A 23,765-nucleotide genomic window follows, 5' to 3' on the forward strand; every position below is an offset into this window, starting at 1 on the left:
AAATACAGTTTGATCTGGGAAAAATAAAGCGATATATGACTTAAGACAAAGAGAGTTACGTATTACAAAAGGAAGAGGAGAAAAAGCGGATGAAAGAGTTATTGCAGTTTTTGTTGGGGATAGTATTGATGATAGCAGGCGGTGTGATGTTTCTTAAGAATGTCGTCGTGTCCGACTGGGGACTTTTAAGTTCACTGTTTCGTATAGGTGGTGGTGTGAATATTGGAGGAATCTTTATTGTCCTGCTGGTCATCGCATTTATCGCACTTTTGGTTAAGCCGAACATGGGAACAGGACTTGTGTTCACAGGACTTTGTATAGCATTCTTTGTATGCATCATAATATCATTGAATGTTTCACTGAGATATATGTCAGGACTTGAGCTTACACTTATTCTTGGAACACTTTGCGTGGGAATAGCATTTGTCATCAAGGGGCTGTTTGGAGTGAGAAAGCTTGACAGGGAAGAATCACGGAAGAATGGGAAGGCTGCTTCAGATAAGCTTCATGAGTATGATAAGATGTGATGTGGGGGGATATGGTAATATAGGCGGTTGTGGAAATGTTCAGTAAATACTGGATTTTCACAACCGCCTATTGTATTCTTATATATGATTAAAATGTAAATAACATATTAATAATTAAGCATAGAAAGAGGAAAGAAAAATGGTATTTATAACAGATTTCAATGAAGGCGACATGATATCAAATGTCTATCTCTGCAAGAACAAGCAGACAGGAACTACAAAATCAGGAAAGACATATTACAACCTGGAGCTTGTGGATAAGACAGGAAGTATAGCCGGAAAGGTCTGGGAGCTGAGCAATGCGATAGGACACTTTGAGTCAAAGAACTTTATCAAGGTGGATGGTCAGGTCACATCATTTAACAATGAGCTTCAGCTCAATATCAAGAAGATTCGTATTGCAGATGAGGGAGAATACTCAGAGGCTGATTATATGCCGTGTACCAAGAAAGATATAGAGCAGATGTACAAGGATCTTATGGCTCTCGTGGAATCACTCGACAAGGATTATTACAAGGTGCTTCTGAAGAAATTCTTCGCCGAGGATCCTGCATTTGTCAAGGAATTCAAGAATCATTCAGCGGCAAAATCTATACACCATGGATACATAGGAGGCCTCTTGGAGCACTCGCTGGCAGTTGCCAAGATGTGCGACTACTACACTACATATTATCCGGTGCTCAACAGAGATCTGCTGATCACAGCGGCACTTCTCCACGACATTGGCAAGGTCTACGAGATCTCCAAGTTCCCTGAGAACGACTACACAGACGCAGGTCAGCTTCTGGGACACATAGTCATGGGAACGATGATGATCCGCGATAAGATCAATACCATAGACAATTTCCCTGCCAAGGCGGCAAATGAGCTGGAGCACTGCATACTGGCTCACCACGGGGAGCTTGAGTACGGCTCACCAAAGAAGCCGGCACTCATCGAGGCTCTGGCACTGTCCATGGCGGACAACACAGACGCCAAGATCCAGACATTTATCCAGGAGCTGGATGCGGCAAAGGACAACAATGGCTGGCTGGGCTTCAACAGAGCTCTCCAGTCCAACATCCGAAAGACGTCGGATAATTAATAACGGCAATAGGAAGAGAGATAGTATATGTCAGATATTAGGAACAATAGGAGACCTAAGAACAATAGACGAGTAAATGGTATGCAGAGAAAAAATACCATGGAGGCAGTGAATAGTGCAAGTTCAGTTGTTAGAACATCCGGAACGGATGCGGCAAATACTGGTGAAGTCACACTTGTCAAAAATGAGGATTATCAGGTGCTCATCGAGGACATGGGCAATGACGGAGAGGGCATTGGACACGTTCAGGGCATGACTGTATTTGTCAAGGATGCCGTGGTGGGCGATCTGGCGGAGGTGAAGATCGTCAAGGTGAAGAAGAACATAGCCTACGGAAGATTGATGAAGCTCATCACACCATCGCCATACCGTGTGGAGCCGGTGTGCGACAAGGCGAAACGATGCGGTGGATGCACCATGCAGCAGGTTTCCTATGAGCAGCAGCTCGAATACAAGTGGAACAAGGTGAAGAACTGTCTGCAGAGGATCGGCAAGATGGAGAACGTGGAAGCCATCATGGAAAAGCCAGCCTACGGCATGGATGATCCATTTCACTACAGGAATAAAGCACAGTTCCCTGTCGGTAGGGACAAGAACGGCAATGTGGTCATCGGATTCTACGCAGGAAGAAGCCACGACATCATAGACACAGAGAGCTGTGCCATCGGTGCGCCAGTGAATGACAAAATAGTTGCTATCGTCAGAAGCTTCATTGAGGACAATCACATATCGACCTACGACGAGGAGACTGGAAGAGGTCTGGTCAGACATATCCTTATCAGAGTTGGATTTACCACCAAGGAGATCATGGTGTGTCTGGTGACAAATGGCAACAAGCTTCCGCACAGTGAGATTTTGATAGATGAACTGGTTAAGATAGACGGCATGACATCCATTTGCCTGAATGTCAACATGGAGAATACGAACCGTATACTCGGTGATAAGTGCATAACCCTCTGGGGACAGTCATACATCACGGACTATATCGGTGACATCAAATATCAGATATCCCCATTGTCCTTCTATCAGGTAAATCCTGTCCAGACAAATGTCCTGTACAACAAGGCTTTGGAGTATGCGGACCTGTCCGGTGACGAGACCGTGTGGGACATGTACTGCGGAATAGGAACCATATCCTTGTTCCTCGCGCAGAAGGCAAAGAAGGTATACGGAGTGGAGATCGTTCCACAGGCTATAGATGATGCAAGACACAACGCCGAGATCAACGGGATCACAAATGCCGAGTTCTTTGTCGGTAAGGCAGAGGAAGTCGTTCCCGACATATACAAGAAGGGCGGCGACGGCTCCCACGCGGACGTCGTGGTCGTAGACCCGCCACGAAAGGGCTGTGATCAGGTTCTTCTGGATACTCTGGTCCATATGGCACCGGAGCGTATCGTCTACGTGAGCTGCGACCCGGCAACCCTGGCGAGAGATGTGAAGATACTTCAGGAGAAGGGGTATGAGGCGAAGAAGGTGGCGGTCGTGGATCAGTTTTGTCATAGTGGGCATGTGGAGACGGTAGTTAAATTGTCCCTAAAAACTGATACACCCAAATTTGAGGTTATTATGAAGCCTGATGAAGAGGGTAACTACACGTCAGAGGAAAAGGCTACTTATTCGAAGATTAAGGAATATGTGAAGAACAAGTATGGTGTGAATGTGCATACTTCTTACATTGCACAGGTTAAGCGGATGTGTGGAATGGATATGGGCGAGAATTATAATAAGTCCAAGAAAGAGAATCCAGAGGTGAAGCAGTGTCCACAGGAAAAGGTGGAGTATATTAAGGATGCGTTGAGGCATTTTAAGCTGATTTAGTTTGTGGAGATTGGTATGCAGAGATATTTATTAACAATGTGTTATGAGCATGAAAATTATGTTAATGATATAGAAAGAAAAAAACAATATAAAAATGATATTGTGTCAGCAATACATAAACAAAAGCTTCCTTTTTTCAAGAAACGGAAAATATTGAAACTAGTACAAGCTTTATGTGATATGCAATTTTTATTAGATGAATCGGAACAAACAGATTTAGTATTAAATGAAGAAGTCTGGAATTCGGATTGTTTAGAATATAATATAAATCGAGTTTATGAGTTTATAGTACAGAATTCTATAGAATCACAAAGTGTAGACACGCAAGCAATTTGTGAGTGTTGTCGAGTTGAATCGGATATGGATATAAAGTATATAAAAATGAATGATACTTTACGAAAGAGCAAGGAAGATAACCCTATCATTGTTTTGGTGAGTGATATGTTTGTTCAACCATTTGTGATTAATGGAAATCACAGGATAAAAAAAGCATTTAATTCTGGTATTGATAGAATAGAAGTATATATTCTAGATGCTGATAATGTTATTCAATGCCTAATCTCGGAGGACTATAGAACTGCTTATAAGATTTACAAGAAATTACATAAATTGGTAGGAATGAAGTTGAACTGTTAACTTAATTTGAATAGGTTCAAAATTTAAAAATAGTGACACTGCTCCAAGGGGTTGAGGCTGTGTCAAAAAGTGTACATTTAGAAACTGAATAATAAGGGCATAAAATCAGTGCCAAAAAGTAGAGACTTTCCATTATGGGAGGTCTCATTTTTTATGTAAGCATTTTAAGACTAGGAAAGGAGCAAATAATAATGAAGAGATATGGTTATCACAGAACAAGTACAAGAGAGCAGCATTTAGACAGAGGTATCAAGGAGATTACAGCATACTGCGAGCAGAATGGTTTGGAGCTGGAAAAGATTTTCACAGACCAGCAGACAGGCAAGAATTTTAATTGTCCGAGGTGTTGGAGAAGGGCAGCGTGTTTTTCATTGATGGATTAAATGCCCGTTTGCATCCGTTACTTGTAAGAAATTTCTTGCTTACATTCTTGAATCCGGAAATCAACACCAACCACGCTCAGATTGTATTTACAACCCATGATACATGGCAGATATCGAACCAGTTGTTGTGCCGTGACGAAATTTGGTTTGTGGAAAAGGATGAAAGAGGTGTATCCACACTTTACTCATTGGCTGACTTTGTGGATGAGGATGGTTCTCGTATCCGTAAGGATGAAAACTATGAAAAGAATTATTTGATTGGAAAATATGGTGCAATTCCTATGCTTAAGGCATTGGACATCTTCAAAGATGCCCTTATAGAAGTGTCTAAGGGAACAGGCTTATTACCTCATAAAGAGGAGGATTGAGTATGGCGAAAAAAGACAGAACAGGTAATAGAAAAACGAGAGATCAGAGAAAACAATTCAAAGTACCGGAATTAGGCTACTACTTGATTGTTACGGATACAGAAGCTACGGAACGCTGTGACTACACTTTTGATATGGGGGGGGAGGTTGTAGAAACACTATTGTTAAAGGGTATAGTTGTGGATACATTATGGTTAAGTGGTATGAAAAATGAAAATATAAAATAATTGCAAAAATGCAATTTAATATATTGACAATGAAATTGATGTGGTGTATATTGAGATTAAGTTCAAGAAGGAAGGTAAATGAAATATGACATGGAGAGAAAAAGTTAGCCAATTAATGAATGAGAGAAACATTAATCAGAAGCAATTATCACAGTTATCAGGAATAACTGAAAGTTCAATATCAAGATATTTGCATAGTTCACAGAGACCAAGAATGGATATTGTTGTAAATATAGCGAAGGCACTTCATGTTGAAACAGAATATCTTTTAGATGAAGATGAGAAAAGTGAGTCAGCATATAATTCTATAGCAACAGCTATTGCCAGAAAGGGTAATGAGCTATCGGCAGAAGAAAAAAATCAACTGATTGCACTGATTTTAGGAGCTAAGAAGGATGTATAGAAGTGATTCAATATACGGTGAAATCAAGAATGTTATAATCGATATTTATATTGATTATTAGGTGAAATTGATGGGGTGAAGGTTATCGTTAGAGATAAGGGGTCTGTTAAGGCTCCAGAATTTTCGCATACAGCTAATCGAATATATGCTGTAGTGCAGGATGGGAAATTAAAACATCTTACATTTTATGGTGATGACCATAAACAAGCGGTTAGTATAGATTTATTACATCCGCACCATGGATTGATGCCACATAAACATCTTAATTTGGATCATAGCGATAGTGGTATTCCGTTATCTGCTGAAGAGGAGAAGCTTGTCAAAAAAATAAAAAGGAGATTTGGATTGTCATGAGAATAAATGAATATAGTTGTTTAGAAGATTTTATTTACGAGTACGAAAGTGGAAAATCTATTCCTTCAGATAATTTGGAAAGGCCTAAATATATGGGGATAGAGTTCAAGTATAAAGATACCTATTATAGAATGTGTAGAGAACCTATGGATGAGAACAATAAAGTAATCTTAGATGATGGACGAGTAGGACGATACGATGTTATGATAATGCACTGTGAACAAACGGGGTATCCGTTAGCAGAATCATTTGAGTTGATTGGGTGGTATGCTGATTTAAATGATGTTCTAGAGAATTGTATTTTGCAAAATAAGAAATTTAAGGATGTTATAATGGATGATATGACGGAAATATTGGGTCAGGATTAAAAGTGGTAAATAAAAATTATTACTCCTTAGTATAGTATCCAAATAAAGTTTGTTGGATGCAAGGAACTAAGAAGATGAACAAATTATCTGAATGTATTAAACCACGAAATAAATAAAATGGAAGGAAGTAACATAATGCAAGAAAATATGATTGAGATAGATAAGAAAGAACTTTGCAGGTTGAAGAAAGCAAAGGAAATTAAAAGAGTTTTCTGTTTGCCAATGCTTTGGGTGATGCTGGTAACTTACTCTTTGGTGGGACTTTCATTCATTTTATATGGTATTTTTTCAATGCCGGACTGTTGGTTCAAAAGATATATTATCGGGAATCCGGCGGTGGGCATAACGCTTTATCTTGTGATTGGAGTTCTCATCGTACCCTTATATTTGGCGATTCTTAATAAGGCAGCCTCTATGGAGAAGAGATTTGGCGAATATCTATGTTCCATAGATATATCTTCAGATGACGTATTGTTAATAGGGGAAGAATATGGATTTGATGAAGCCTTTGAGGTGGCACTTCAGAAGAGATTGAGGGAACTTGGAATATCGGAGGTTCCGCGCAAATGCACAGATGGAAGAGAAATCCTCAGACTGCCAACAAAAGAGGATTTGGAATGATTAGGAACATTTTTCCGAAAAAGAAGGATAAATCGATATATGGAATAGTAACTTGAAAAAAATATGGCGACAGAGCCTTTACTAATACCCCCAAATAGGAGCAAAGTTATGACGAAATATTATTTGACAAAAATCATTTATAATGGATTAACTTATTTTTTGATATGGTATAGCAATGATGAAGATGGTTTCTTACTTTTTAATCAACGGCTGTTATTTTTTTTGAGTGTCGAAGAAGCAAATATATTTGCGAATAAGGAACAGATTATTTTTGAAAAAGGAATAACGGTTTTTGATCTATCTAAAATTACCGAGGCAATAAATAATGTAGAAATATCACAAAATTGTCGAACTTTGATAGATACATGGCATTTATTTAGTGATTTGTCAAGATCACTGAATGAAGAGTTTGTAGGAGATTGTAACGATGAAGAAATTATTGATATTTATAATAAGTTATTCTATGGAAGTAATTTGAAACTTTTAAAAAATGAAGAATATCATCCTAGTTTCTGTGTTGATGAAAAACATAAATGTTCGGAGACTTTTCAAAGTGGGTTCTCTATACTAAACAAATGGCTTAATTATGATATGATGAAGTGGGGGAGATAGAGATACAATGTACTTCACGCATCATTGATTGTTAGACATTCTGAAGATAGCAAATTATATCTATATGAAATTTAATTTGTTAATCCGATGTTTTGAATGAAGATAGAACCTGTGAGAGAATAGGAGCAGGTAGTGGTGATGGAGATTATCATGTTTATGTAAATATGGAGTATTTGCGGAAAACAACATGTGACTGTTTGTTGGATAATGGAAATAAAAGTACGGGAAATAAAAGGGGGACTAGATTTGGCAAAGAAAAAAGATGAGATAACCATCCGTTCCAGTGCAGCAGAATACTTAACCTATGTTGCCTCTGTCGGCGATCAGCAGGACAGTATTGAGATGCGCTATGAGGATGAGAATATATGGCTGACACAGAAGATGATGGCAACATTGTACGATGTCGGCACTAACACTATAAATTATCATATTAAGAAAATCTTTGAGGACAGTGAGTTACAAGAGGATTCAGTTATTCGAAAATTTCGAATAACTGCCGCCGACGGAAAAAGCTACAGCACAAATCACTATTCCTTAGAGATGATCATTGCAGTAGGATTTAAGGTAAATTCTGAGCGTGCGGTGCAGTTCCGTAAATGGGTCAATCAAATTGCAAAGGACTATACCATCAAAGGCTGGGTTATGGATGACGAGCGTCTCAAACGCGGAACTTATCTGACAGAAAAGTATTTTGTTGGGAGGATTTAATGACCTTGCAACACTTCTGCCGGATATAGCAGCCGAGTGGTCGGACAGAAATTATCCGTTACTTCCAACTCAGGTTACGGTCTTTGCCAATCGTAAGGCTTGGTGGAAGTGTAAGGATTGTGGCAGAGAGTGGAACACTCTTATTTCTACCCGTTGCAAGTTATGGGATGCAGGAGAAAAGGGACTTACATTATCTGCTTTTGAATGGGAGAAGGATAGAAAAACGCTGATATATGGGCAGGTAGACTATATGTATGGAGAAGCACTTTATAAGCCTGAAATGAAAGAAGGAAATCCTATAAGGTTATATAGTTTGGATGAAATCACGGAGATATTCTGTAAATTAGGACTTCGTATTTGTAACAGCTTTGCTGATTTCAGTGGAAAGCCGAGTCCTGATAATGATATTCAATTGTTGGTTTATTCCATACGGGAATAAATCTTCATCAAATCTTTATTTTTCCCTGATAGATTATATTTCAGTGAGAAATGAAATATAGAAGGAAGGATAGTAAAGATGGAAATGATGTTGCAGACACAAAATCTATGTAAATATTTTAGAAAACAGAAAGCGGTAAATAATGTTTCGCTTAATATCGAAAAGGGACAGATTTATGGACTGCTTGGACCGAATGGTGCGGGAAAATCTACCACATTGAAAATGTTGACCGGTATGATGAAACCCACTGCAGGAAAGATTTACTTTGATGGAAAACTTTGGGATAGGAAAGATTTATCAAAAATAGGAGCGCTAATTGAGAATCCGCCTATTTATGAAAATCTTTCCGCCAGAGAGAATTTGAAGGTAAGACAATTATTGCTTAGTACAGATGAAAACAGAATTGATGAGGTCTTGCAGATTGTATCACTTACAAACACCGGAAAGAAGAAAGCAGGACAGTTTTCTTTGGGGATGAAGCAAAGACTAGGCATTGCAATGGCATTGCTTGGAGAACCGGAACTTTTGATATTGGATGAACCTACGAATGGATTAGATCCAATAGGCATCGAGGAATTACGAGAGCTGATCCGGTCTTTTCCGGAACAGGGAATCACTGTAATTCTCTCCAGTCATATTCTCTCAGAGGTACAGTTACTTGCAGATAAAGTCGGGATTATTTCAGGTGGAATCTTAGGATACGAAGGAGCATTAAAGCAGGGAGATAATCTTGAAGATTTGTTTATGAATGTGGTAAGAAAAAACCAGAAAGCAGGTGAAATCCATGGTTAATATTATAAAAGCAGAACATCAAAAAGCCAAAAGAACCATGCGAAAAAAGTTTATCTGGGGATTTCCTCTTCTTACATTTGTCATGGCATTTATATTTACTCTTGGGATGACAAATGCTTATGCAGAAAGTGTTTGGAACTGGTGGTATACACTTTTGCTGCCGGGGATGATTGCTCTATTTTGTTATCTTTCTGTGGCGCAGGAGAAAAAGATAAAATACTATCATTTGATGACTATTCCCACAGACAGAAGAAAATTGTTGCTGGGGAAAATTATTTATATTGGGTACATGATTTTGTTTTCTAATGTGATTGTGTTTGCAGGAGCAACGCTTGGAGGCTTTCTTCTAACGACACATGTTCCAGTTGGAGGAGCGTTGATTGCAGTATTGTTTCTGACGGTTTCTGAGTTATGGGAGATTCCGGTAGCTTTATTTTTAAGTGAACGATTTGGAATGATTGTAAACCTGTTCGTCTGCCTATTTATTACCGTCAGCGGTGTGGTAATATCACAAACCAGAATCTGGTATGTACTTGTCTCTGCAATCCCTATGCGAATGATGTGCCCGTTGCTTCATGTTTTACCAAATGGACTTGCCGCAGAAGCAGGGAATCCTCTTTTGGATATGGGAGTCATTGTTCCGGGAATGTGTCTCTCAATCATCTGGTTTGTTTTTGTAACGGTTCTGTTTTTGAAATGGTTTGAGAGAAGAGAGGTGAAATAAGATGATTGGAAGATCTCTTAATGCAGACTTGCGAAAGATGAAAGGAACATCTGTGATTCTGGCACACTTACTGATTCCGATTATAACCAGCGTTATATTTTTAATATATTACTTTTTTTCACCATGGAATGAAAATATGAAAGTGATTGCATTTTATCAGGCAATAGGAGCAGGACTTCCGGTACTTATTGGAATTTTTACAGCAAGTGTGATGGAACAGGAACAAAATGCAGGTGATTTTCAAAATCTGTTGTCTTTACCGGATAAACCTGCAGCATTTTTATCGAAACTGTTGATGCTACTGGTTTTGTGTCTGTGCTCTATCCTATTGACAGCAATCATATTCGGAATTGGATTTGGAAGAATCGCATCAAGCGATATCGAAATCATGAAAGGATGTATATTTGCAGCATTGCTGCTGTGGGGAAGCAGTGTTCCACTTTATCTGTTTCAGCTGATTCTGGCTTTTCAGTTTGGAAAAGGGGTATCCATTGGAGCAGGGATTATATCAGGACTAATTAGTGCATTGATGCTTACCGGACTTGGAGATTATGTGTGGAAATATGTATTTGTCTGCTGGACGGGTAGAGTACCATATACTTATCTGCAATCTGTATTGGGAGAAACTAGTGTAGGTGAATGGTTGTCATTCATACCAGGTTGCTTAATATTTACAGGGATTAGTATGGTATACTATTTTTGGTGGGTAAACCACTGGGAAGGAAACAGAATATCGGAATAGAATCGAGGGAAACTATGGCAAACATACTGGCAGTTGATGATGAACCGGCAATTCTGGAAATGATAGAAAGCATTTTGAATAAGGATGGACATCTGGTTACCAAAGTAAGTAATCCGCTGAAACTTAATATGGAAGAATTACATCGTTATGACCTGATTTTACTTGACATTATGATGCCTGGAATGGACGGCTTTGAATTATGCAAAAGAATCAGGGCACTTGTGGATTGTCCGATTTTGTTTCTTACCGCAAAAACGGAGGAAAAAAGTCTGGTGAACGGACTTTCGTTGGGAGCAGATGATTATATTTCAAAGCCATTTGGAGTGATGGAACTTCGGGCAAGGATTCATGCACATCTTAGAAGAGAGCACAGGGAACATTCTGTCCGGATGGTTTTGGGGAGGGTCTGTATTCAAATATCTCAAAAGAAACTATTGGTTGATGATAAGGAACTTCCTCTTACGAAAGCGGAGTACGAAATTTGTGAATTCCTGGCTAAAAACAGGGGACAGGTTTTCTCGAAAGAACAGATTTTAGAAGAGGTCTTTGGTTTTGACAGTGAGAGTAATGACAGTACCGTTATCACGCATATCAAAAATATAAGAGCAAAATTTGCGGATTATGATTATACACCGATAAAAACAGTCTGGGGGATTGGATATAAATGGGAAGAGTAAAGAGAAGCAATGCACTCAGCTGGATTTTTATGAGATATGTACTGGTCATGCTTGGATCATTAGTAGGTTTGGTGATTGTTGCTTGGCTGCTGCTGTCCCTTTTGATTAGTGTGGGCTGTATCTATCCGGCGAATTATGCAGAGCAAAAGATTAATGAAGCATATGATACGATTTTACGTGCGGATAAAGTAACTGCTGAGATGATTCCTGCACTTTGTGATTATGTAATCTTTTCAGAGAATGGAGAGAAAATAGGTGGAGATCTGTCAGAACAATACGAACAGATAGCATGGAATGTTGCAAAGTACGGAAACGCATCCGGGAAATATTTTTATAAAGTAATTGTAAGGGAAAATGAATATGTTGTATTGCAATATCGCCTGACACCTCAATATCATTCAGCTTTTTTGAGGGAGCATTTTATAGAACCACAGAATGTGATGAGTATTATGTCAGTGATTGGAGCGGTAGCGATTATCATCATTCCGTCCATACGTTTTGGAAAAAGAATCAAAAAGCAGATGCAGCCTGTATTAGACGCAATCAGACAAATAAAGGATCAAAATCTGGAATATGAGACATCCTGTTCCGGTATCAAAGAGTTTGATGACTGTTTATCGGCAATCGATGATATGCGAGATGCATTGCGAGAATCTTTAGAAAAGCAGTGGAAAACAGAGCAGGAAAAGAAACAACAGATGTCTGCTTTGGCGCATGATATTAAAACACCTCTTACGATTGTACGGGGAAATGCAGAACTACTTTCAGAGACTGAACTGACCACAGAACAGAAGAATAATATCACTTATGTTTTGAACGGCACAACACAGATACAAAGTTATGTAAAACAGTTGATAGATGTCACAAAATCATGGAATTGCAGTGATGTTACCTATACAACGGTGAGGTTAGAAGATTTTTTCGCAGATATAAAGGAACAGGCACTCGGACTGGTAGAAATCTATCACCAGAAAATAGATTGGAAGGCGGGACAAAGTGATAAAAAAGTAACGATTGCTTATGATCCAATGTTTCGAGCCGTAATGAATGTGATTCAGAATGCAGTGGAGCATACAAAAGAAAATGGAATCATTTATATTGATGCAAAGGAGCAGGATGACCGGCTGACATTCATTGTGGAGGATAGCGGATCAGGATTTACAAAAGAAGCATTATTGCATGGCACAGAGCAGTTTTTTATGGATGACACAAGTAGAAATGGCGAAGCCCATTATGGGATGGGGCTATTTTTTGCAAAAACTGTGGCTGAAAAATATGGTGGAGGTATTAAACTTTCAAATTCTGAAAATACAGGTGGGGCGAGGGTAGAAATATTTTTCCTGAGTAGTCAAGAAACAAGCTAAATAGACCGCAAGACAGATTGAAGAATACTATGCTCAGTGTGAACTTGAGGGAGCAAATGAACATCAAGTAGAAGAAAGTCAGAAAGCAATTGCCCAAATGGAAGTTATTATTGGCGACCCTGACAGACTTCGTGCTGTTGTGGAGAACTTTATCAAACATTATGAAACCCGTGTGGCAGAAGGTGCAACCGTACAGTTTTTAAATAATGCTATTGAAGTCGGACGAAGTGCATATTTGCGACTGGGACAATTATTTATGAGATTATTTGCTGGATTGCTATAAGAATCTGATGAAACGACCTTTCAAAAAACAGTTGATTTAGAAGTTAACTGTTTTTGAAAGGCCGTTTTTGCTATATCTAACAGTCTGTTGTACAAAGAAGATTTTGCATGGATGAAAAATAAATTTTGTTGAGGTTAAATTGAGATTGACTTTGTATTGTATAAGGAAAGAATCTGCGAGACCGGTTATACGGACGAAACTTTTGAGACAGAAAAGATTACATTAGTGTCAAATCCTATTCACACAGGTTCCAAAGAACCAGTAGTGTGGTATCAGTTGGGAGAATTGATGAAAAATGCAAAAAATCGTGTGAAGATCCACACGCCATATATTATCTGTAATGATATGATGTATAATACATGGGAGGAGATTGCAGAGAACGTTTCAGATTTTTCTATCATGACAAATTCAGTTGCGAATAATAGGAATCCATTTGGGTCTGCCGATTATGCGAAAAACAGAAATAGAATCCTGTTCTGATAAAGGAGGAAGAAGATCATGTTTCAAATATTAATTGTAGAAGATGATAAAGAATTAAGCCAGCTATTCCAAAAAGTGCTTGAGAAGAATGGATATCAGGTCAAAAGTGCATCGGATGGAGCACTGGCATTAGAAATATTGGATAAAGAGTATATTGATCTGATCATTTCCGATATTATGATGCCGGTTATGGATGGTTATGAACTGGTGTCGGAACTCCGTTCAGCAGGATATCAGATACCGGTACTTATGATCACTGCGAAAGGTTCCTTTGATGATATGCGCCAGGGATTTCTTTCGGGAAGTGACGATTATATGGTAAAACCGGTAAATGTGAATGAAATGGTTTTAAGAGTCGGAGCACTGCTTCGCCGTGCACAGATACTGAATGAACACAAAATTGTGATCGGTTCAACAGAGTTTGATTATGATGCAATGACGGTTACAACTGATAAGGAAAGTCTTGTTTTGCCTAAAAAAGAATTCCTGCTTTTATATAAGCTTGCAGCTTCGCCAGGCAGAACATTTACAAAACAACAGTTGATGGATGAAGTATGGGGATACGAGACGGAGGCAGACACACATACGATAGAGGTACATATAGGAAGAATCAGAGAGCGTTTTAAAGATAACCCTGATTTTGAAATCGTAACAATGCGTGGAATTGGATACAAGGTGGTGAAAAAATAATGGAACAAAAGAAAGAAAAAGGATTGCGGATCCGATCCTGTCTGACTGGTGCAATCTGGCTGGCACTTGTATTTTCAACAGTCATATCTGCTTTATTATTTGCTTTTTTGAATCATTTTTTTAATCTGCCGGGCAGCATACCTGTGCTTGGCTGGCTTTTGATTTTCAATACATTGATTGCCGGGCTGATCACTTCCTTTATTAATGCAAAGTTACTGGAACCAATTACCAGACTTAGTAAAGCAATGAAGGAAGTTTCTCAGGGAGATTTTGAACAGCATTTGGAAACGAACAGCCGTATAGCAGAAGTTGGAGAATCTTATCAAAGTTTTAACGTTATGACAAAAGAACTTCGTGCAACAGAGGTGTTGCAGATGGATTTTGTATCTAATGTTTCTCATGAGTTTAAGACCCCGATTAATGCCATTGAAGGATATACAATGCTGCTTCAGGGAGAAGAACTGTCTCCGGATCAAGAGGAATATGTAGAAAAAATCTTATTTAACACCCAAAGACTTTCCGGATTGGTTGGTAATATTTTGCTGTTATCCAAGTTAGAGAATCAGAATATACCAATGAAAAAAACAGAATATCGTCTGGATGAACAGATCCGCCAGGCATTTCTTTCATTGGAAACAAAATGGACAGAAAAAGAAATTGGTTTTCAGGTAGAATTGGAGGAAGTTAAATATACTGGGAATGAAGGACTTTTTATGCATATCTGGTTAAATCTTTTGGATAATGCGATTAAGTTCAGCCCTTCAAAGGGGACAATTATGATGTTTCTGAAACAAGAACAGGATTCTGTTAAGTTCATTCTGGAAGATGAAGGACCAGGAATAGAGGATGATGTAAAATCCAGAATATTTGACAAGTTCTATCAGGTAGATGGATCTCATAAAGCAGAAGGAAATGGCCTAGGTCTTGCACTTGTAAAACGGATTGTAGATAGTGCCGGAGGAACAATCAAAGCAGAAAACCGTGAATATGGTGGATGCAGATTTGTTATAGAGCTGCCAAAGCAGAAAGATGAGATTATATAGTTTTAAGATAAATTAGAAGATGGGAGAATTCATATGACATTTTATCAGGAGTTGCAGTTAAATCAGGCAGGTTCTAAAAACCTGTTGAAAAAGAGTGAAACACTAAAAGAAAAATTATATCATATGTGGGTATATCTGGTGAAGATAGCTGTTACAATGGCATTTTGTTTTTTCTTTGTTAGTATTTTCAGCATCCTATTTGGAAATGAGAACAGCATTGTAGGTGTAGTAGTCTTATTATGTCTCATGGTGTTTAGAAATGCGGATCTGGGGATCCGCACCGGACAATCTACGATGCTTTTGGCTTTGTTCTTTGTAATTATGACTGTATGTCCGCATTTAGCAAATCAGTTTTCACCGGTATTGGGAATGCTGTTAAATATTGCGGCACTGGCTGTGTTGATTCTGTTCGGATGCCATAATCCATTCATGTTTAATCAATCTACATTGGTTCTTGGGTATCTGCTGTTATATGGTTATGATGTTACGGGAAAAAGCTATCAGATGCGATTAGTCGGAATGGCTTTAGGTGCAGCAATTACCTGCTTCGTATTTTATCGAAATCATAAAAACAGAACTTATAAAAGAAATCTGAAAGATCTGATACAAGAATTTGATATCACTTCTTCCAGAACAAAATGGCAGATATGTCAGATTTTATGCGTACCGATTGTTCTTTGCATTGCAGAACTTTGTAATATGCCACGTGCAATGTGGGCTGGTATTGCGGCCATGTCCGTGATTTTGCCGTTTATGGAAGATATGCACTACAGAGTCCGTAAAAGGATTGTCGGAAATATTGCAGGTGTTATATGTTTTACAGTATTATATTTTCTGCTTCCTTCGTCAATATATGCATATATAGGAATTCTTGGTGGAATCGGTGTAGGATTTTCAGCACAATATGGCTGGCAGGCAGTATTTAACACATTTGGTGCTTTAGCCATTGCTGCAGAGATTTATGGACTACAAGGAGCGGTTAGTCTTAGAGTGATTCAAAATGTTTTTGGTGTTGTGTTTGCTTTAGCATTTTGTGTTATATTTTATTGGTTTATATCTAAAAAAAAGAAAAGTGAGGTGACCGTACATGCAGAGTGAAGTGAATCAGGAAGAAAAATTGAATAGAATTATTACGGTTTCTAATCTTCTTTCTTTTTTTTCGGCTTTGTCTGATTCCGGTAATTATATGGAGTTATTGTGTAAAGAAAATCACATGAACAGGCAAAGACGATCCCGATTATTGCCATGACTGCCAATGCATTTTCAGAGGATATGCAGCACTCTCTCGCTGCTGGAATGAATGCTCATATTTCAAAACCAGTTGATATGAAGTTGCTGAAGAAAACCATAAGAAATATAAAACTTGGGAGGGAGGAGGCCCAATTTATTGATCAATAATCACTAAAGAGAAATAAGAAGGACAAGAAACAAAAAATACTCATTGTAGATGATTCAAAATTTAACACTTTTGGATATCGATATGCCACAAGCAGATAGTTTTGAGGTCTTCGGAGTAAATGAAGAAGATGTTCAACTTGATATGATGAAATTGAGGCTTGCAGCAATAAGCCAAATAGAAAAGGAGAAAAGACGATGGAATTTATATGTTACCCAAAGTGTTCAACCTGCCAGAAGGCGAAGAAATGGCTGGACGAGAATAAGATCGAATACACGGAGCGCCACATTGTGAATGACAATCCCACATATGAGGAACTGAAGAAATGGTATGAGAAGAGCGGACTTCCGCTCAAGAGATTCTTCAATACGAGTGGCATGCTGTATAAGGAGATGAAACTGAAGGACAAGCTTCCGGACATGAGCGAGGATGAGCAGTTGCAGCTTCTTGCGACAAATGGCATGTTGGTGAAGAGACCGCTTGTCGTTGATAAAGATTTTGTATTGACTGGATTTAAGGAAAAAGAGTGGATAGAGAAAATGTTCTAGGGGGTAAGTGATGAGTTTTGCATTGTTTCTGGACATAGATGGTGTATTGAATACCCGGACGACAGTTGTGGGAGCGCCGAGTGGAAGAACCGGGATAGACGAGTCCAGAGTGAGGCTGCTGAAAAAGGCGCTAAAACAGTTTGGCGATGCAGCAATCGTTCTGACTTCTGATTGGAAGCTTATGAGAGAAGACGGGGATGACTTCTCATATCTTGTATCTATGCTGGGCAAATTTGGACTAAGCCTGTCTGGAAAGACAACCGATGTCTGGGTTGGCAGAGGTGAGGGTATCCAGAGCTATCTGGCGGAGCATCCTGAGATAGATGAATACGTGATATTGGATGACAATACATTTGATTTCTCCAATTATCCTAAGCTTTGGGAACGGCTGTTGCTTACCAATGGCATAGAAAATGCCGAATATGCTTCAAAGACACCGGCGATTGAGGCAATGCTTTTTCTGGAGGCTATCTCTTAGTTTCTTCCCACTCTCCTTCTGTGATCTCTATGTCATTCAGGCATACTTGGAGATGTATGGCTTTGTTGAGCTCGTATACCTTCTCGAATCCATCCATTTTCCGATTATAGTAAGTCTGGTATCAGCGACAGCCACAGCTATCGAGTAGCTAGGCGGATGTACTTCATAATTTTCAAGCTTTATGATCTGAGTATGAGCCAGTCAGAGCTTTCGAGAAGAACGGGGATTTCCACCAGCACGATAAATGACTGGAAAAAGAAGAAGATCAATCCGCAGGCGGACAAGCTGGTTGTTATCAGCAGGGCGCTTGATATGTCATTGGCAGATCTGCTTGGAGAAGATGGGGATGAGAACAGCAGCGTCGATTACAGTGCCGAGGAGAAGTATCTCATTGAATGTTATCGCAGGTCGGATGATCAGGTGAGAAGGCATATGCTCAGATATATGGAGCTTATTGACAAGGATGATACAAAAGAGATCAGGACACCACAGAAAAACATAGCCGTAATGCTAAAAATGGATGGTATAGATATGATGCCAGATTTGCGTTACCGGTTTACGATGAAAGTGGTGAGGTTGAGCGGTACAATGTGTTTAGTGCAAGATTATTGATCAGACATGCCGCTTCTGGGAAAATGTATCTGTACGATGTTTTAGAAATAAAAAAAGAAACGAGCAAGCCTTGTCAGGTATAAACCCTACCCAGTAGAAAACCCATTTCTTAATGAAATAAAAATAAAACAAGCTACAGGAAAAGTCAACAGTTATATTGTGGAAAGGACATAGATGACATATGAAGATAATAAATGCAACACCAAAAGACAAAGAAGAACTGCTCTCGCTCTATCACGCCATGATAGGCGGACCGTGTGAGTGGAGCGAGAATTATCCTGACGAGAATACCATAGCATTTGACCTGAAGAACGAGGATCTGTTTGTTATGAAGAATGACAAAGAAGAGATTGTAGCCACAATATCCATAGATCACGACGATGCTGTTGAGGCACTTACGTGCTGGAGAGCAGATCTGGCTCCATCGGGAGAACTTTCAAGGCTGTGCGTCAGGAAGGATATGCAGGGCCAGGGAATTGCGAAGACTATGATGAACTATGCCTGTGATGTCCTGAAAAGCAGAGGCATGAAGGGCGTTCATATACTTGTCAGAGAGGGACATGTGGTGGCGCTTTCGACATACGCCAAGATTGGTTTTGAAACGGTTGGAGAGTGTGATCTTTTTGATAAGCATTTCGTATGTATGGAACGGGGATTCTAAAGAGGTAGATATTGCAAGTTATAGGATGCAGCTGCAGCTATATTGTAATATAATGGTGGTGTATTGTTTGATGAGTTATAGAGATGAGACATTTCTATTATATAAGAATGATGAGCGGAGGTGCACAGAATGATAATTACAATAGGCAGAGAGTGTGGATGTGACGGCGATGAGGTGGCAGCAAGACTTGCCTCAAAATATGGTATAGCCTGTTACACAAAGAAAGAGATAATAAGGCTGGCAAAGGAGAAGGGTGTGTATGACAAATATCCGTTTTTCTTTGGAGAGAAGGCTATAGATTCTATGATGCAGTCGGTGTCAGATGACTTTGTCGTGAAGAGAAGAAAGACCCCGGAGGAGGTACTTGAGAGATTGCTTGACGGACAGGATGGCGTTGTAGTGGGAAGAGCCTCGGACTTTGCATTCAAGAACAGGAACGATGCAGTGAGAATATTCCTGTGCGGAGATAAAGACAGCAGAATAAAGAGGATAATGGACAAGCATGGCATATCAGAATCAAAGGCAAAGAGTATTGTGGAGGAGACTGATGCCAAGCGAAGAAGCTATCATGACTATTACTCAGGAGAGAACTGGGGATATTCAGGACATTATGACCTGTGCCTTGATGAGGCGAAGCTCGGCGTGGACGGCGTAGTGGAGATGGTCGCGGCGTATATGAAGGTAATTGGCAAGTAGAATTGAGACAGATGGCAGGCAGATAGAAGCCGGATAGTGTGAGTTAGTCAGAGAGGTTTCTGACATTATGAATTGAAAGGTATAGATATGGGAGAAAAAGCAACAGGAAAATACAGCCTTTTGGTTCCGGAAGGGAAGTATTCGTTTAAAACACTGAGCCCTGTGACCATGCATGATCTGGGATTGGACATGATATGCAGGCAGTTGTCTGCAAATGAGTCCGAGCAAAATTATATAATGGGCGTTATGTCACGGATATATGCAGGGCCGTCTGTTACAAATTACAGATGTGGCGTGTTTGACGATGTCATAGGGAATAAGCAGCTTCGGGACGATATGATGGAGATCCTTGGGAAGATAAGCTTTCTCAAGGACTATGGCAGCTTTAAGCGTGACTATGATGAGAACTCAGGTATATGGGATCTTATGCACAGACTTGATGAAATTGGAGATTATATAGAGTGTGTGGATTCATTATATTCCAGCCTGAAAGATAGGAATCTGCATTCTGAGGGATTTACAGGCCTTAAGGCGTATGTTCAGAACATATATGAAGATAATGGTTTTAGTGAACTTAAGAAGGATATAGCAGAACTTAAGAAGGTGAGCGGTGAGGTTAGGAGTATAACCATAGGAATCAATCTGAATAACAGATATGAGGCAGATGGTGTCGGCTTGATATCAGTCAACAGCAAGCAGTTTACAAGGGGCGGCGTGCTGAGTAATTTCTACGGACATCTTATGTCCAGAGACAAAATAAATGATAACATTGAGGCAAAGAACGACTATAAATTCCAGCCGTTAGATGCGGTAAATGAAGCACTGTCAAAATTTCAGCAGGAGCTGCAGGGAAGAGTCGTAACCGGGGGCGCAAATAATCTGGCGGCAGGTATGGTGGGAATCCCTGATTCTGACAAATCTAAAGACATTACGAGGTATACAGACAGGGTAGTCACTAAGCTCATAACAAGAATTGTAAAGAGAATGAGGGAGACGTTAAATAAGTATGTGTCGATTACCATAACTGACATGACGGATCTCATACCGGAGCTTACATACTATATAAGATGGGCTGAGTATATAGAAAAATTGCAAAGCAGAGGTGCGGTATTTTCCAAGGCAAGGGTTGTGAACTCTGCATATCAGCCGGACGCAGGTACATCTAAGGAAGCCAATTCCAAGAGCAGATATTATATGAAGGCTCGTGGCGTATATAATATCAAGCTTGCAGCATTTGATACGGAGGAGTCGGAGCACATAGTGACCAATGATCTGGACTTTGACAGCGAGCACAGAGTGTATATCCTCACAGGTGCCAACAGAGGCGGCAAGACGACTATAACCCAGACGATAGGACAGCTTTTTGTACTGGCTCAGGGCGGTATATATATCCCGGGTGATGAATTTGAATTTGCTCCTGTGGACTGCGTATTCACGCATTTCCCTGCTGACGAAGACAAGACCCTGGATCTTGGAAGACTTGGTGAGGAGTGCAAGAGATTCAGGGAGATATTTGACGGTGCGAATGATCGCAGTCTCATACTTCTCAATGAGACATTTTCAACCACATCATTTGAGGAGGGCTATTATATAGCCAGGGATTCCGTGAGAGCTATTCTGACAAAGGGAACGAGAACGATATACAACACCCATATGCATAAGCTGGGCTTTGATGTGGATGAGATGAATGAAGGGCGTACAGAGGGCAAGGTATATTCGCTGATCGTACACAACGAGGGCTCACAAAGATCTTACAAGATCGAGATAGCGCCACCCGCTGGCAGATCATATGCCAGTGACATAGCGGAGAAATATGGTGTTACATATGACATGCTGGTGAATAAAGAAAAATAGTTGGCTGTATGCACTGCTTGTGGATGATATTACAGACGATATGTGGGCAGTTTAGAGTCATATAATATGAATTGTCTACAGTGAAGATATTGGAGGGTATAGGATGACAGAAAAGCATACAGACAAGAGAACAATACTTATAGTGGATGATGACGCTGATCTGTCTATGCTGATACAGGATATGCTGGAGGACAACGGCTATGCTTTTCTGTACGCAGCCAGCATAGACGATGCATATGAAGTGCTGACAGATAACAAATGTGATCTCATACTTCTGGATATCAATCTTCCCGATGGTACAGGTTTCTCATTCTGTAAAGAACTCAGGCATACTTCGCAGGTGCCAATCATATTTGCAAGTGCAAGGACGAGTGAGGATGACAAGGTGAATGGCCTTGATATGGGTGGAGATGACTATATCGCAAAGCCGTATTCACTGAAAGAGCTTATGTCTCGTATCCGTTCGATACTCAGGAGAACTTATGGTGTTGATGACAATAAGTCTGAGATGTTGACCCTGAACACAGACGGGAACGAGATAGAGATCAACAGGCACGCACGGACTGTGAACAGAAACAAAAGTAATGTGGATATGAAGCCGAAGGAATTTGACCTGCTTGTATACATGGCGGAGAACAGAGGCAGGGTATTGACCAAGGAACAGATCATGAGTGCCGTGTGGGGGTTGTACAGCGATGTGGAGCCATCCACGGTTGCGGTGCATGTAAGGTGGCTCAGGGAAAAGCTTGAGACAGATCCTTCACATCCGCAGCTTATCCGTACGGTATGGGGAACGGGATATGTGCTGGGAGATAGTGAATAGACAAAGACAGTGAGAATAATATGAGCTTGTAAGGTGGATGTCCACTTGGCAGCTATAGGGAGTTTATATGAAGCGACATTCAGTAAGAAGCAATATAATAAAAATGCTGATCGTGTTCATGTGCGCTATAACCATAGTTTTTGGTTGGCTGTTCTACAGGGAGAAGCAGGACGAGACACGGCGGATAAAAGATGATGAATATGGGCAGTATATAGTGGAACTGAATGAAGTGAAACAACTGTATGATTCGGGATCCACAGATGCTGACGAAAAGCTTGACGCTGTAATGAATGAACTCAGGGAACAAAAGATAGATACCGGCAAGTCAGGACTTAGGAATATAGTGATCATGTATATCGTTGTCTTGTGTGTTGTGATTGTATTATTCCTGTACATATACGTGTGTGTTCTCAGGCCATTTGACGAGCTGGAGGATTATGCATCACATCTGGCAGCAGGGGATATGGACACCGAACTTAAGTACAGACGGGTAAATATGTTCGGAAGCTTCACGTGGGCATTTGACCATATGAGAACGGAGATAGTGCATGCAAGGCGTAGAGAGCAGGAAGCGATAGAGAACAACAAGACAGTTATAGCCACGCTGTCACATGATATAAAGACTCCGATCGCATCCATAAGAGGATATGCGGAGGCATTGGTCATGAATATGGATGCCACCCAGGAGCGCAGGGAGAGGTATGCGTCGGTCATCATGAAGAAATGTGATGAGGTGACGTCCATAACGAATGACATGTTTATTCATTCCTTGCATGATCTGGACAGACTGGTGGTGAACAGTGATGAGGTTGAGATAAAACCTCTGCTGGAACAGGTCCTGTCAGATATAGGTCTCGGAATGGATATCGTGGTGAATGGAGATATAACCGAGGCAGTGCTTGAGCATTCAGATTCGGGAAGAGTGGTTCAGGTGATAGAAAATATACTGTCAAATGCCTCTAAGTATGCCAGAGACACGGAGATAAGTATTACCACTGGATATATAGATCCAGAAGAACTTCCAAAAAATGTGCATGTAAGTGGTTCGGATGCAGTATATCGATTGTCGATAAAGGATCAAGGAACAGGAATCCCGGATAAGGATATGCCGTTCATATATGAGAAGTTTTATCGAGGGGAAAACTCCGGTGATGAGCCTGGAGCGGGCCTGGGACTGTTTATTGTCCGCTATCTCATGGAGAGAATGGGCGGATATGTGGAACTTGTAAATCATTCCGATGGCCTGGAAGCAGTGTTATATTTTGCAGCAAGAAAAGTTTGTTAAGGACTTGTTAATAAATAGGGTGGTATGGTTGTAGCACGGTGGCGAAGTGAAGATCCGTAGAGGATG

The 23,765-nt window shown here is 40.0% G+C and carries 30 protein-coding genes and 4 pseudogenes; all 34 read left to right on the top strand.

Annotated features, from left to right (window positions below; translation table 11 throughout):
• Positions 1–89: 89 nt before the first annotated feature.
• The 34 genes and pseudogenes from DW159_RS09325 (at position 90) to DW159_RS09495 (ending at position 23,699) form a co-directional block, all read left to right on the top strand.
• A complete protein-coding gene (locus DW159_RS09325; RefSeq protein ID WP_022216954.1) occupies positions 90–527 on the top strand; it encodes a hypothetical protein in 438 nt (145 codons plus the stop codon).
• A 139-nt stretch (positions 528–666) separates the two neighbouring features.
• Positions 667–1,611 carry a 3'-5' exoribonuclease YhaM family protein gene (locus DW159_RS09330; RefSeq protein ID WP_022216953.1) on the top strand — a complete coding sequence of 315 codons (945 nt, stop codon included), beginning with the start codon at positions 667–669 and terminating at the stop codon, positions 1,609–1,611.
• Between the two features lie 27 nt (positions 1,612–1,638).
• Positions 1,639–3,432 (top strand): 23S rRNA (uracil(1939)-C(5))-methyltransferase RlmD, encoded by a 1,794-nt coding sequence (gene rlmD, locus DW159_RS09335; protein ID WP_242992656.1) that lies wholly within the window; start codon positions 1,639–1,641, stop codon positions 3,430–3,432.
• A 15-nt stretch (positions 3,433–3,447) separates the two neighbouring features.
• On the top strand, positions 3,448–4,068 hold the full coding sequence (locus DW159_RS09340) for a hypothetical protein (protein ID WP_117550244.1): 621 nt from the start codon (positions 3,448–3,450) through the stop codon (positions 4,066–4,068).
• Positions 4,069–4,259: 191 nt separating this feature from the next.
• Positions 4,260–4,451: a recombinase family protein gene (locus tag DW159_RS09345; RefSeq protein ID WP_117550581.1), complete on the top strand. Its 192-nt coding sequence runs from the start codon at positions 4,260–4,262 to the stop codon at positions 4,449–4,451.
• On the top strand, positions 4,430–4,819 hold the full coding sequence (locus DW159_RS09350; RefSeq protein WP_330410610.1) for an AAA family ATPase: 390 nt from the start codon (positions 4,430–4,432) through the stop codon (positions 4,817–4,819). Before DW159_RS09345 ends, DW159_RS09350 begins: the two co-directional genes overlap by 22 nt.
• A gap of 2 nt (positions 4,820–4,821) precedes the next feature.
• The gene (locus tag DW159_RS13885; RefSeq protein ID WP_117550246.1) at positions 4,822–5,046 is read left to right on the top strand and encodes a hypothetical protein; all 225 of its coding nucleotides are present in this window, start codon (positions 4,822–4,824) and stop codon (positions 5,044–5,046) included.
• Positions 5,047–5,131: 85 nt separating this feature from the next.
• On the top strand, positions 5,132–5,449 hold the full coding sequence (locus tag DW159_RS09360) for a helix-turn-helix domain-containing protein (RefSeq protein ID WP_117550248.1): 318 nt from the start codon (positions 5,132–5,134) through the stop codon (positions 5,447–5,449).
• 75 nt (positions 5,450–5,524) lie between these two features.
• Positions 5,525–5,803, top strand: coding sequence for a hypothetical protein (locus DW159_RS09365; RefSeq protein ID WP_187115863.1), 279 nt, complete (start codon positions 5,525–5,527; stop codon positions 5,801–5,803).
• On the top strand, positions 5,800–6,171 hold the full coding sequence (locus DW159_RS09370; protein ID WP_117550250.1) for a hypothetical protein: 372 nt from the start codon (positions 5,800–5,802) through the stop codon (positions 6,169–6,171). Before DW159_RS09365 ends, DW159_RS09370 begins: the two co-directional genes overlap by 4 nt.
• Positions 6,172–6,306: 135 nt before the next feature.
• Positions 6,307–6,792: a hypothetical protein gene (locus DW159_RS09375; protein ID WP_117550252.1), complete on the top strand. Its 486-nt coding sequence runs from the start codon at positions 6,307–6,309 to the stop codon at positions 6,790–6,792.
• 108 nt (positions 6,793–6,900) lie between these two features.
• Positions 6,901–7,404 carry a hypothetical protein gene (locus tag DW159_RS09380; protein WP_117550254.1) on the top strand — a complete coding sequence of 168 codons (504 nt, stop codon included), beginning with the start codon at positions 6,901–6,903 and terminating at the stop codon, positions 7,402–7,404.
• 246 nt (positions 7,405–7,650) lie between these two features.
• A pseudogene (locus DW159_RS09385) lies at positions 7,651–8,097 on the top strand (virulence RhuM family protein); the annotation flags it as partial.
• A gap of 1 nt (position 8,098) precedes the next feature.
• Positions 8,099–8,551, top strand: a complete 453-nt coding sequence (locus tag DW159_RS13890) for a zinc-ribbon domain-containing protein (protein WP_242992657.1) — start codon at positions 8,099–8,101, stop codon at positions 8,549–8,551.
• 78 nt (positions 8,552–8,629) lie between these two features.
• Positions 8,630–9,343: a lantibiotic protection ABC transporter ATP-binding protein gene (locus DW159_RS09400; protein WP_117550256.1), complete on the top strand. Its 714-nt coding sequence runs from the start codon at positions 8,630–8,632 to the stop codon at positions 9,341–9,343.
• Positions 9,336–10,067, top strand: a complete 732-nt coding sequence (locus DW159_RS09405) for a lantibiotic immunity ABC transporter MutE/EpiE family permease subunit (RefSeq protein ID WP_055182538.1) — start codon at positions 9,336–9,338, stop codon at positions 10,065–10,067. Before DW159_RS09400 ends, DW159_RS09405 begins: the two co-directional genes overlap by 8 nt.
• 1 nt (position 10,068) lies before the next feature.
• The gene (locus DW159_RS09410; RefSeq protein WP_117550258.1) at positions 10,069–10,809 is read left to right on the top strand and encodes a lantibiotic immunity ABC transporter MutG family permease subunit; all 741 of its coding nucleotides are present in this window, start codon (positions 10,069–10,071) and stop codon (positions 10,807–10,809) included.
• A 14-nt stretch (positions 10,810–10,823) separates the two neighbouring features.
• A complete protein-coding gene (locus DW159_RS09415) occupies positions 10,824–11,486 on the top strand; it encodes a response regulator transcription factor (RefSeq protein ID WP_117550260.1) in 663 nt (220 codons plus the stop codon).
• Positions 11,474–12,850: a sensor histidine kinase gene (locus DW159_RS09420; RefSeq protein ID WP_117550262.1), complete on the top strand. Its 1,377-nt coding sequence runs from the start codon at positions 11,474–11,476 to the stop codon at positions 12,848–12,850. Before DW159_RS09415 ends, DW159_RS09420 begins: the two co-directional genes overlap by 13 nt.
• 97 nt (positions 12,851–12,947) lie before the next feature.
• Entirely contained in the window at positions 12,948–13,133 is a 186-nt protein-coding gene (locus DW159_RS13895) for a hypothetical protein (RefSeq protein ID WP_242992658.1), read from the top strand.
• Between the two features lie 162 nt (positions 13,134–13,295).
• A pseudogene (locus DW159_RS09430) lies at positions 13,296–13,607 on the top strand (phospholipase D family protein); the annotation flags it as partial.
• A 24-nt stretch (positions 13,608–13,631) separates the two neighbouring features.
• Positions 13,632–14,303 carry a response regulator transcription factor gene (locus DW159_RS09435; protein WP_117550264.1) on the top strand — a complete coding sequence of 224 codons (672 nt, stop codon included), beginning with the start codon at positions 13,632–13,634 and terminating at the stop codon, positions 14,301–14,303.
• Positions 14,303–15,346: a HAMP domain-containing sensor histidine kinase gene (locus tag DW159_RS09440; protein ID WP_117550266.1), complete on the top strand. Its 1,044-nt coding sequence runs from the start codon at positions 14,303–14,305 to the stop codon at positions 15,344–15,346. Before DW159_RS09435 ends, DW159_RS09440 begins: the two co-directional genes overlap by 1 nt.
• 33 nt (positions 15,347–15,379) lie before the next feature.
• Positions 15,380–16,444, top strand: coding sequence for an FUSC family protein (locus DW159_RS09445; RefSeq protein WP_117550268.1), 1,065 nt, complete (start codon positions 15,380–15,382; stop codon positions 16,442–16,444).
• Positions 16,434–16,554 (top strand): annotated as a pseudogene (locus DW159_RS09450) (CDP-alcohol phosphatidyltransferase family protein); the annotation flags it as partial. The gene DW159_RS09445 and the pseudogene DW159_RS09450, both read left to right, overlap by 11 nt.
• Positions 16,550–16,744: pseudogene (locus DW159_RS14210) on the top strand (response regulator); the annotation flags it as partial. The pseudogenes DW159_RS09450 and DW159_RS14210, both read left to right, overlap by 5 nt.
• Positions 16,745–16,939: 195 nt before the next feature.
• Positions 16,940–17,290 carry an arsenate reductase family protein gene (locus DW159_RS09460; protein ID WP_117550270.1) on the top strand — a complete coding sequence of 117 codons (351 nt, stop codon included), beginning with the start codon at positions 16,940–16,942 and terminating at the stop codon, positions 17,288–17,290.
• 10 nt (positions 17,291–17,300) lie between these two features.
• Positions 17,301–17,768 carry an HAD domain-containing protein gene (locus tag DW159_RS09465; protein ID WP_117550272.1) on the top strand — a complete coding sequence of 156 codons (468 nt, stop codon included), beginning with the start codon at positions 17,301–17,303 and terminating at the stop codon, positions 17,766–17,768.
• Between the two features lie 156 nt (positions 17,769–17,924).
• On the top strand, positions 17,925–18,380 hold the full coding sequence (locus DW159_RS09470) for a helix-turn-helix domain-containing protein (protein ID WP_242992659.1): 456 nt from the start codon (positions 17,925–17,927) through the stop codon (positions 18,378–18,380).
• A 181-nt stretch (positions 18,381–18,561) separates the two neighbouring features.
• Positions 18,562–19,041, top strand: coding sequence for a GNAT family N-acetyltransferase (locus tag DW159_RS09475; RefSeq protein WP_004851846.1), 480 nt, complete (start codon positions 18,562–18,564; stop codon positions 19,039–19,041).
• Positions 19,042–19,170: 129 nt separating this feature from the next.
• Positions 19,171–19,737: a cytidylate kinase-like family protein gene (locus DW159_RS09480; RefSeq protein ID WP_117550274.1), complete on the top strand. Its 567-nt coding sequence runs from the start codon at positions 19,171–19,173 to the stop codon at positions 19,735–19,737.
• 87 nt (positions 19,738–19,824) lie between these two features.
• The gene (locus tag DW159_RS09485; protein WP_117550276.1) at positions 19,825–21,591 is read left to right on the top strand and encodes a MutS-related protein; all 1,767 of its coding nucleotides are present in this window, start codon (positions 19,825–19,827) and stop codon (positions 21,589–21,591) included.
• 103 nt (positions 21,592–21,694) lie between these two features.
• Positions 21,695–22,414 carry a response regulator transcription factor gene (locus tag DW159_RS09490; protein ID WP_015534677.1) on the top strand — a complete coding sequence of 240 codons (720 nt, stop codon included), beginning with the start codon at positions 21,695–21,697 and terminating at the stop codon, positions 22,412–22,414.
• 67 nt (positions 22,415–22,481) lie between these two features.
• The gene (locus DW159_RS09495) at positions 22,482–23,699 is read left to right on the top strand and encodes a sensor histidine kinase (protein ID WP_117550278.1); all 1,218 of its coding nucleotides are present in this window, start codon (positions 22,482–22,484) and stop codon (positions 23,697–23,699) included.
• The last annotated feature ends 66 nt before the right edge of the window (positions 23,700–23,765 follow it).

Origin of the sequence: Coprococcus sp. AM14-16 (genome assembly GCF_003434675.1) — a bacterium.
Taxonomy (GTDB): domain Bacteria; phylum Bacillota; class Clostridia; order Lachnospirales; family Lachnospiraceae; genus Coprococcus; species Coprococcus aceti.